The organism is Streptacidiphilus monticola (assembly GCF_042658505.1).
GTDB lineage: Bacteria > Actinomycetota > Actinomycetes > Streptomycetales > Streptomycetaceae > Streptacidiphilus > Streptacidiphilus monticola.
Window position 1 is genome coordinate 45,639 of record NZ_JBHSQJ010000035.1, and the last position, 8,714, is coordinate 54,352.

Here is an 8,714-nt window from a genome sequence, read left to right on the forward strand (position 1 = left end):
TACACCCTGGCCACCCTCAGCGACTCGCCGCTCCACCCGGGGCCCGAAGCCGGCGTCACCGCCGCGCATCTGGCCCTTGCCACCGACCGCATCGGCCTCGCGCCCACCCTGCACGCCACCACGACCGAGCCCTTCCACCTGGCGACCCAGCTCGCCTCGCTCGACCACGCCTCGCACGGCCGCGGTGCCTGGATCGTCGGCGCCACCAACGGGGCCGACGACCTCGCCACGATCGGACGCACCCCGCTCACCGCGCAGGCGCTGCGTCAGGAGACCGGCGACGTGGTCAGGACGGCCCGGGCGCTGTGGGACTCCTGGGAGGACGACGCGGTCGTCAAGTCCATCGCCACCAGCCGGTTCCTCGACGCGGCCAAGGTCCACCATGTGGACTTCGAGGGCGACAGCTTCAGCGTCAAGGGCCCCTTGATCACCCCGCGCCCGCCCCAGGGCCAGCTGGTGGTGATCGCTCCCGCGGATCTCGAACTCGACGCGCACGCGGACATCGTCCTGGTCGGCGCGGACGGGACCGCCGAGCGCGCGGCCCGCGCCCGCGCGGCCGGGGCCGCGCTCGTGTTCGCCGAGATCGAGGTGGTGCTCGACACCGACACCCCGGCCGCCCGGCGGCTGGAGCAGCTCGACCGGGGCGCGCCCTGGCCGGACTCCGGGCGGTTCCGCCATGTCGGCTCCGTCGCCGGGCTCGTCCAACTCCTTTCCGAGCTGCGCTCGTTGGTCGACGGCGTGCGTCTGCACCCGGCCGAGCCCGCGCACGACCTCCCGGTGCTCACCGACCAGCTCCCGCCGGCCCTCGACCGCGCCGGGCTCCACCGCGCTCCGCGTCCCGGGGCCATCCTCCGCGACAGCCTCGGGCTGCCGCGACCGGCCAACCGCTTCGCCGCCGCCCGCACCGCACCCGACGCCGCGAGCGCACGGCACGCCGCGAGCCCGGCCGACGACGCCAACGCCCCTGCCACGAGCCGAGCCCGAGCCCGAGCCGGAGGACACACGCACCGATGACCCGCCCCGACGAACCGCAGATCCACCTCGGCGTCTTCTTCACCGGCGTCGGCCCCAACCTGCTCTGGACCGAGCCGGACTTCCCCGACCACACCGCGGTCGACACCTTCGTGGACACCGTGCGGCTGCTCGAGCGCGGACTCTTCGACGCCTTCTTCCTGGGCGAGGGCCTGCGCGTGCGGGAGAACCGGGGACAGGTCTACGACCTCGACGTCGCCGGCCGGCCCGACGCCATCAGCCAGCTGTCCGCCCTCGCCGCCGTCACCGAGCACATCGGCCTGGTCGCCACCCAGAACACCACCTACAACTACCCGGCCGACCTGGCCCGCCGCCTCGCCTCCCTGGACCACCTGTCGGCCGGCCGCGCCGGCTGGAACATCGTCACCACCGACAACGCCTGGACCGGCGCCAACTTCCGTCACGGCGGCTGGCTTCCGCACGAGCGCCGGTACGAACGCGCCGCGGCCTTCGTCGAGGCCGCCAAGGAGCTGTGGGCGAGCGACGGCACGGAGCCGGTGGAGCGCGACACCGATCTGGTCCGGCTGCGCAGCCGCGCCACGGTGCCGCCCAGCCCGCAGGGAAGGCCCGTGCTCTTCCAGGCCGGCGACTCCGGTGGTGGCCGGGAACTGGCGGCCCGCCATGCCGACGTCGTCTTCTCCGCCAACACCGAGTACGCCAAGGCCGCCGCCTACGCCGCCGACCTCACCGCGCGGCTCGCCCGGCACGGGCGCACCCGGGAGTCGCTGCGCATCCTCCCCGGCGCCTCCGTGGTCCTCGGCGACACGCCGGCCGAGGCACGCGACAAGGCCCGGTGGATCCGCGAGCAGCAGATCAACGGCCCCCGCGCCGTCGCGTACCTGGAGCACTACTGGGGCACGGACCTGTCCGCCTACGACCCCGACGGGCCGCTGCCCGACATCGAGCCGGTCGAGGGCGAACTCGACCCCTCCCGCGGCACCCTGAGGGTGGAGCAGCGTACCGGCAAGCTCGAGCAGATCCAGAAGTGGCGCGACCTGGCCGCCGAGCGCGGCCTGACGATCCGTCAGCTGGTGACCGAGGTCTCGGGCGGCCATCCGGCCTTCGTCGGCACGCCCGGTTCCGTCGCCGACGAGTGGGCCCGCTACGTGCGCACCCGTGCCGTGGACGGCTTCAACCTGCTGCCGGACCGGCTCCCCGCCTCGCTCACCGAGATCGTGGACCGGCTGGTCCCCGCCCTGCAGGAGCGCGGCCTGTACCGCACCGCCTACACCGGCCGGACCCTGCGCGACCACCTGGCGCTGCCGCCGGCCGCCTGACCGGCCGACGACCGCCCCGAGCGAGGAGACCCCGTACGTGTCCTGGATCCGTCGCTGCACCCGCGTGCTCGACTGGTCGGCTCCCGGCCTGGCCGCTCTGGGCGGCTGCCTCACCGGCGTCGCCGTGCCGTGGCACGCGTCGGCGGGCTCGTGGGGGGCCCGCCGATCGCCGCACGCGCCGCCGCCCGGCCACCCCGAACGCCCCGCCGGCCACATCCCGCCCACGCGGACCGAGCGCGCCCTGTGGGCGGCGGCCCGGCGCTGAACCGACGGTGCGTCAAGTATTGACGCTGCCATGCAAACCCTGTGCAATGCCCATGCGTTGAACGGCGTTGGGGCATGTTTTCTTCTGTCGCGGAAGGGTTTGCCATGCACCGAAGGGTCCGCACGCTGCTCGCCGGCGCCGCTGTCACGGCGTCGGTGCTGTTGGGACTGGTTCCGGGGGCTGCGTTTCCGGCGCGGGCGGAGGCCAACGGAGTCGCGCCCACGCCGCCCATGGGATGGAGCAGTTGGAGCTTCATCCGGAGCAATCCCACCGAAACGAACATCGAGGCGCAGGCCCTCGCGCTGAAGAACAGCGGCCTGCTGGCCCACGGCTACCAGTACGTCAACGTCGACGACTTCTGGTATCTCAACCCCGCCGGTACCGTCGACGCCTACGGCCGTTGGGTCACCGACCCGGCCCGGTTCCCGCACGGCATGGGCGCGGTCGGCAGCTACGTCCACGGCCTCGGCGAGAAGTTCGGGATGTACCTGACCCCGGGCGTCCCGGTCGCCGCCTACCAGCAGAACACGCCCATCCAGGGCACGAGTTGGCACGCCCGGGACATCGTGTCGAACACCTCGTCCTACGAGACCAACTACAACTTCGGCTCGGGGTCGATGTACTACATCGACTACGCCAAGAACCCGGCTGCCGCCCAGGCCTTCCTCAACTCCTGGGCCGATCAGCTGGCCTCCTACGGCGTCGACTACGTCAAGATCGATGGCGTGGGGGACTGGGACCCGGCCGACGTCCAGCACTGGTCCCAGGCGCTGAACCAGGCCGGCCGCCCGATCCATCTGGAGCTGTCCAACAGCCTCGACCCCGCCAACGCCGGGACCTGGCGCCGGTACGCCAACGGCTGGCGCATCGAGGGCGACGTCGAGTGCTACTGCGGCTCGGGCTCCTACCCGCTCACCAACTGGAGCCACGTCGCGGCCCGCTTCGCGGACGTCCCCCAGTGGATCCCCTTCGCCGGCCCCGGCGGCTGGAACGACCTCGACTCGGTGGAGGTCGGCAACGGCTCCAACGACGGGCTGACCGCCGACGAGCGCCGCACCCAGCTCACCCTCTGGGCGATCGAGGGCGCCCCGCTGCTGCTCGGCACCGACCTGACCAGCCTCGACCCGGCCGACCTCGCGCTGCTGACCAACGACCGCGTCATCGCCGTCGACCAGGCCGGGGTCCCGGCGCGGCCGGTGGACCGGGTGGCCCAGCAGCAGGTCTGGGGCGCGGCGAACACCGACGGCAGCTACACCGTCGCCCTGTTCAACCTCGGATCCGGAACCGCGACCGCCACCGCGCACTTCACCGACCTCGGCTTCAGCGGCAGCGCCGACGTGCAGGACCTGTGGAGCGGCACCGACCTCGGCAGTGCCACCGGCGCCTTCTCCGCGTCGCTGGCCGCGCACGCCTCGCGCCTGCTGCGGATCACCCCGGCCGCCGGGGACGCCTTCACCACGCTCCACTACCACCTGGTGGACGCGGCCACCGGCCAGTACCTGGGCACCAGCGGCTCGGCCCTGGTCACCGCCGCCGCGGACGGGGCCGCGGACCAGCAGTGGCAGCTGGTCCCCGCCGGGCGCGACGGTTACCGGATCGCGAACGCCGCCAGCGGCGAACTCGCCAACGTCCCCGGCAACAGCACGACCGCGGGCACCCAGCTGATCCAGTATCCCGACGACCACGGCGCCAACTCGCAGTGGACCTTCACCCCGAACGGCTCCGGCGGCTACACCGTCACCTCGCACCTCGACGGACAGGCGCTGGACGTCAGCGGCTCCGCGGTGGTCCAGGAGCCCGCCAACGGGGCGGCCACGCAGGCATGGAAGCTGGTGCCGGTGCTGCTCCCCGATGCGCAGTACCGGATCGTCAACGGGGCGACGGGGGGCCGGATCGACGTGAACGACGACTCCACCGCGGACGGCGCCGCGATCGTGCAGTGGCAGGACAACGGCCAGGCCGACCAGCGCTGGTCCTTCGTCCAGCAGTCCGGCGGAGCGGTCACCGTCGTCAACGCCAACAGCGGCAAGCTGCTCAACATCCCCGGTCCGACGACGAGTCAGGGGACGCAGCTGATCCAGTACCGCGACGACGGCAACAGCAACTCCCGCTGGACCGTGCTGGACGCGGGCCCGAACCTGGTGCAGTTCCGCAGCGTGTACGACGGTCAGCTGGTCGACCTGAACAACAGCGGCACCAGCAACGGCACTTCGGTCCTGCAGTGGCCCGCCGACGGCGGCGCGAACCAGACCTGGAGCCTGCTCGCGCCCGAGTGAGCACCCCATCCGGCGTGACGTACGGGCCGCACGGTGGGAGTGAAGTGGGCCTTCGTCCCGATGGGTTGACGGCGTGTCAGGAAGGGCATAGAACTACAACCCGCGGATGGTCGGAACAGTTGACTCATGCTGGGAATTGTTGAAATCGGGGTGCGCCCTGCTGCCCGCCCGTCCCGCGTCCTCCCTCCGACTCCACCCTCAGGAGAAGCCCATGTCCGACCTGGCGTCGCCCAGCCGTCGTGCCCTGCTCAGGGGGATCGCCGGCGCCGCCGGCCTCTCGGTCCTCCCGGCCGGGCTGCTGACCGCCTGCGGCAGTTCGAAGTCCGGCGGGAGCGGCGGTTCACCGTCCAGTTCCTCGGGAACGGTGACCTTCGGCTCCAACTACTCCGACGCGAGCACCAAGGCGGCGTTCGCCGCCCTGGCCACCGCCGCGACGCAGGCGACGGGGCAGAAGATCACCATCAACACGGTCGACCACAACACCTTCCAGCAGAACATCAGCGCCTACCTGCAGGGCACGCCGGACGACCTGTTCACCTGGTTCGCCGGCTACCGCATGCAGTACTTCGCCGCGCAGGGGCTCGCCCTGCCGCTGGACGACGTGTGGGAGAAGATCGGCGGCAACTTCGGTCCGGCGGCGAAGCAGTTGTCGACAGGGCTGGACGGGCACCAGTACCTGGTGCCGCTGTACAACTACCCCTGGGTGGTCTTCTACAACAAGAGCACCTTCGCCGCGAAGGGCTACTCGGTGCCCACGACCTGGGACCAGTACCTCGCGCTGGCGAAGAAGATGAAGGGCGACGGCCTGGTGCCGATCGCCTTCGCGGACAAGGACGGCTGGCCGGCGCTGGGCACGTTCGACATCCTCAACATGCGCATCAACGGCTATGACTACCACATCAAGCTGATGAAGCATCAGGTCCCGTGGACCGACGCCGGGGTGACCGCGGTCTTCGAGCACTGGGCCGAGCTGATGCCCTACCTGCAGCCCGGCGCCAACGGGCGGATCTGGCAGGACGCGGCGAAGACGCTGGAGGCCAAGCAGGCCGGGATGATGTTCCAGGGCACCAACCAGGTCGCCGCCCAGTACGTGAGCGACAAGGCGAACCTGGACGACCTGGACTTCTTCGTCTTCCCCGCGATCAACCCGGCCTACGGCCAGGACTACATGGACGCTCCCACCGACGGCTTCATGATCAGCAAGAAGGCGAAGAACGTCGCGGGCGCGAAGGCGATCCTGGAGTACATCGGCAGCGGCGCGGCCGAGACCACGTTCCTGAAGACCGACCAGTGGGACGTCGGGCTCGCCCAGGGGCTCCAGGTGCCCACGTACGACGCCATCCAGAAGAAGTCCGTGGCCGAGATCGGCAAGTGCAAGGCGGTCGCCCAGTTCATGGACCGCGACGCCGACCCCGCGATGGCCACCGCGATGATCGCCGTCATCCAGAAGTTCATCGACGACCCCAGCACCTCGAACATCGCGTCCCTGCAGAAGAGCGCGGAGGCGCAGGCGAAGGCGATCTACACCTCATGACCGTCGGTTCCGAAGCGGTCTCCCCGCCGGCGCGCGCACCGCGCCGGCGGCGGGGCGTCCGCCGCCTCTCGCGCCGGGACAAGACCGTCGCCGCGCTGCTGCTGGGCATCCCGCTGCTGCTGGACCTGGTCTTCATCTGGCTCCCGGCGCTGGGCAGCGTGGGGCTGTCGTTCACCAAGTGGAACGGCGTGGGCGGCCTGCACGCCAAGGCCTGCCTGCCCAACGTGCCCTCGATCCTCAACAACGGCTGCCTGTACGGCGTGCAGAACTACCACCAGGCCGCCACCATCTACCCCGAGTTCTGGCCGGCCGTGCGCCACAACCTCATCTGGCTGGCCGTCTTCATCCTGGTGGCCACCCCGCTGGGCATGCTGTTCGCCGTCCTGATCGACCGCGGCATCAAGGGCAGCCGTATGTACCAGAGCGCGCTGTTCCTGCCGGTCATGCTCTCCCTCGCGCTGATCGGCATCATCTGGGAGTTCCTCTACTCGCAGAATTTCGGCCTCATCAACACCGTGCTCGGACGCAACGGCAACAGCAACGCCATCGACTGGCTGGGCGACCCGCACCTGAACCTGTGGGCGGTCCTGGTCGAGGCGACCTGGCGCCAGGCCGGTTACGTCATGGTGCTCTACCTGGCCGGACTCAAGGCCGTCGACCCCACCCTGCGCGAAGCCGCCCGGGTGGACGGCGCCAACGCCTGGCAGACGTTCTGGCGCGTCATCTTCCCGACCATGCGGCCCATCAACATCGTCATCCTGGTGGTCACCGTCATCGAGTCGCTGCGCGCCTTCGACCTGGTCTACATCACCAACAAGGGCATCAACGGGCTGGAGCTGCTGTCCGTGCTGGTCACCTCGAACATCGTCGGCGAGACGCAGCGCGTCGGCTTCGGCTCGGCCCTGGGCGTGGTGCTGCTGGTCATCTCCCTCGTCCCCATCAGCGTCTTCCTGTTCCAGACCTTCCGCCGCGAGGAAGCCCGATGACCACCCAGACCTCCACGATGGCGCGAACTCCGGGCCAGGCAAGCAGGGTTGAGGCCAGGCCCCGGCGCAGGCCGGTCTACGAGGTCGCCGCCCAGACCTTCCTGATCTGCGCCTCGGTGCTGTGGCTGCTGCCGATCGGCTTCGCCCTCTACGTCGCGGTCCGGCCCTACGCGGAGACCCAGAAGTACGGCTACGTCTCGCTGCCGCACGCGCTGACGCTGCGGAACTTCACCGACGCCTGGAACCAGTCCGACTTCCCGCACTTCTTCCTCAACTCGGTGCTGATCACCGTCCCCGCCGTGGTCATCGTGCTCTTCCTGGCGTCCGGGGTCGCGTTCGTCCTCACCCGCATCAACGTCAAGCTCAACGTCGCGCTGCTGATCCTGTTCACGGCGGGCAACCTGCTGCCGCAGCAGGTGCTGATCACCCCGCTGTACTGGCTCTACCTGAAGATCCCGCTGCCCTCGTTCCTCAGCGGCAGCGGCCTGCTCTACAACTCGCTCACCGGCCTGGTGGTCATCAATGTGGCCTTCCAACTCGGCTTCTGCGTCTTCGTGCTGAGCAACTACATGCGCTCCATCCCGGACGAGATGTACGAGGCGGCGCTGGTGGACGGGGCGGGGGTGTGGACCCGGTTCTGGAAGCTGACCCTGCCGCTGTGCCGCCCGGCCCTGGCGGCGCTCGCGACGCTGCTGACGACCTGGATCTACAACGACTTCTTCTGGGCCATCACCCTGATGTCCTCCGGGGACAAGCGGCCGGTCACCTCCGCCTTGGCCAACCTGCAGGGCCAGTTCGTGAGCAACCACAACCTCATCGCCGCCGCCGCGCTGATCGCGGCGATCCCGACCCTGGTCGTCTACATCCTGCTGCAGAAGCAGTTCGTCGCCGGACTGGCCCTGGGCTCCAGCAAGGGCTGACCGCCGACACAAGGACGGGCGCGGCGGCCACCGGCCGCCGCGCCGTTCATGCCTTGCCTTGCGTCGGAACTCAGTTGGGGCTGCAGGAGACCGTCGGCCAGGTCCAGGTGCCGTTGGTCTGGATTGTCACGCCCCAGTTGTTCCCACTGCCGTTGGGCTTGGCGGTGAGTACCTGACTGCTGGGGTAGGTGGCGTTGATGTTCCAGGTGGCGATGATCTTCTCCGGGGAGGGCACGTTCATCGTCACGGTCCACGTGTTGGAGCCGGTGACCGACACGTTGAGGTTGTAGCGGTCGCTCCACTGCTGGCCCGCGGAGAGCGTCGCCGTGCAGCTGCCGCCGGTGGAACCGCCCCCGCCGCCGGTGCTGCCCCCGCCGCCGGAGCTGCCGCCGGAGGTCACCGTGATGTCGGAGCTGCCGCTGCT

At 70.3% G+C, this 8,714-nt stretch carries 7 protein-coding genes and 1 pseudogene; 7 read left to right on the forward strand and 1 reads right to left on the reverse strand.

From position 1 onward, the window contains the following. From ACFP3V_RS10135 to ACFP3V_RS10165, 7 genes are all read left to right on the forward strand, one after another. Nucleotides 1-1,014 (forward strand): LLM class flavin-dependent oxidoreductase (locus tag ACFP3V_RS10135; protein WP_380582143.1); only part of this gene is annotated, 1,014 nt, incomplete at its 5' end. Next, on the forward strand, nt 1,011-2,309 hold the full coding sequence (locus ACFP3V_RS10140) for an LLM class flavin-dependent oxidoreductase (RefSeq protein ID WP_380582145.1): 1,299 nt from the start codon (nt 1,011-1,013) through the stop codon (nt 2,307-2,309). The genes ACFP3V_RS10135 and ACFP3V_RS10140, both read left to right, overlap by 4 nt. 37 nt (nt 2,310-2,346) lie before the next feature. Next, a complete protein-coding gene (locus ACFP3V_RS10145; RefSeq protein WP_380582147.1) occupies nt 2,347-2,574 on the forward strand; it encodes a DUF6059 family protein in 228 nt (75 codons plus the stop codon). 104 nt (nt 2,575-2,678) lie between these two features. Continuing rightward, complete coding sequence (locus ACFP3V_RS10150) at nt 2,679-4,850, forward strand: RICIN domain-containing protein (RefSeq protein WP_380582149.1); 2,172 nt, start codon at nt 2,679-2,681, stop codon at nt 4,848-4,850. Between the two features lie 211 nt (nt 4,851-5,061). Continuing rightward, the gene (locus tag ACFP3V_RS10155; RefSeq protein ID WP_380582151.1) at nt 5,062-6,384 is read left to right on the forward strand and encodes an ABC transporter substrate-binding protein; all 1,323 of its coding nucleotides are present in this window, start codon (nt 5,062-5,064) and stop codon (nt 6,382-6,384) included. Continuing rightward, nucleotides 6,381-7,370 carry a carbohydrate ABC transporter permease gene (locus ACFP3V_RS10160; RefSeq protein WP_380582153.1) on the forward strand — a complete coding sequence of 330 codons (990 nt, stop codon included), beginning with the start codon at nt 6,381-6,383 and terminating at the stop codon, nt 7,368-7,370. Before ACFP3V_RS10155 ends, ACFP3V_RS10160 begins: the two co-directional genes overlap by 4 nt. After that, on the forward strand, nt 7,367-8,290 hold the full coding sequence (locus ACFP3V_RS10165; protein WP_380582155.1) for a carbohydrate ABC transporter permease: 924 nt from the start codon (nt 7,367-7,369) through the stop codon (nt 8,288-8,290). Before ACFP3V_RS10160 ends, ACFP3V_RS10165 begins: the two co-directional genes overlap by 4 nt. Nucleotides 8,291-8,360: 70 nt before the next feature. On the opposite strand, the pseudogene ACFP3V_RS10170 reads toward ACFP3V_RS10165, so the two are convergent. Beyond that, nucleotides 8,361-8,714 (reverse strand): annotated as a pseudogene (locus ACFP3V_RS10170) (glycoside hydrolase family 11 protein); the annotation flags it as partial.

Bases quoted from the DNA above. Each gene is read 5' to 3' on its own strand.
- ACFP3V_RS10140 (WP_380582145.1), top strand. From the start codon at position 1,011: ATGACCCGCCCCGACGAACCGCAGATCCACCTCGGCGTCTTCTTCACC.
- ACFP3V_RS10150 (WP_380582149.1), top strand. From the start codon at position 2,679: ATGCACCGAAGGGTCCGCACGCTGCTCGCCGGCGCCGCTGTCACGGCG.
- ACFP3V_RS10155 (WP_380582151.1), top strand. From the start codon at position 5,062: ATGTCCGACCTGGCGTCGCCCAGCCGTCGTGCCCTGCTCAGGGGGATC.
- ACFP3V_RS10160 (WP_380582153.1), top strand. From the start codon at position 6,381: ATGACCGTCGGTTCCGAAGCGGTCTCCCCGCCGGCGCGCGCACCGCGC.
- ACFP3V_RS10165 (WP_380582155.1), top strand. From the start codon at position 7,367: ATGACCACCCAGACCTCCACGATGGCGCGAACTCCGGGCCAGGCAAGC.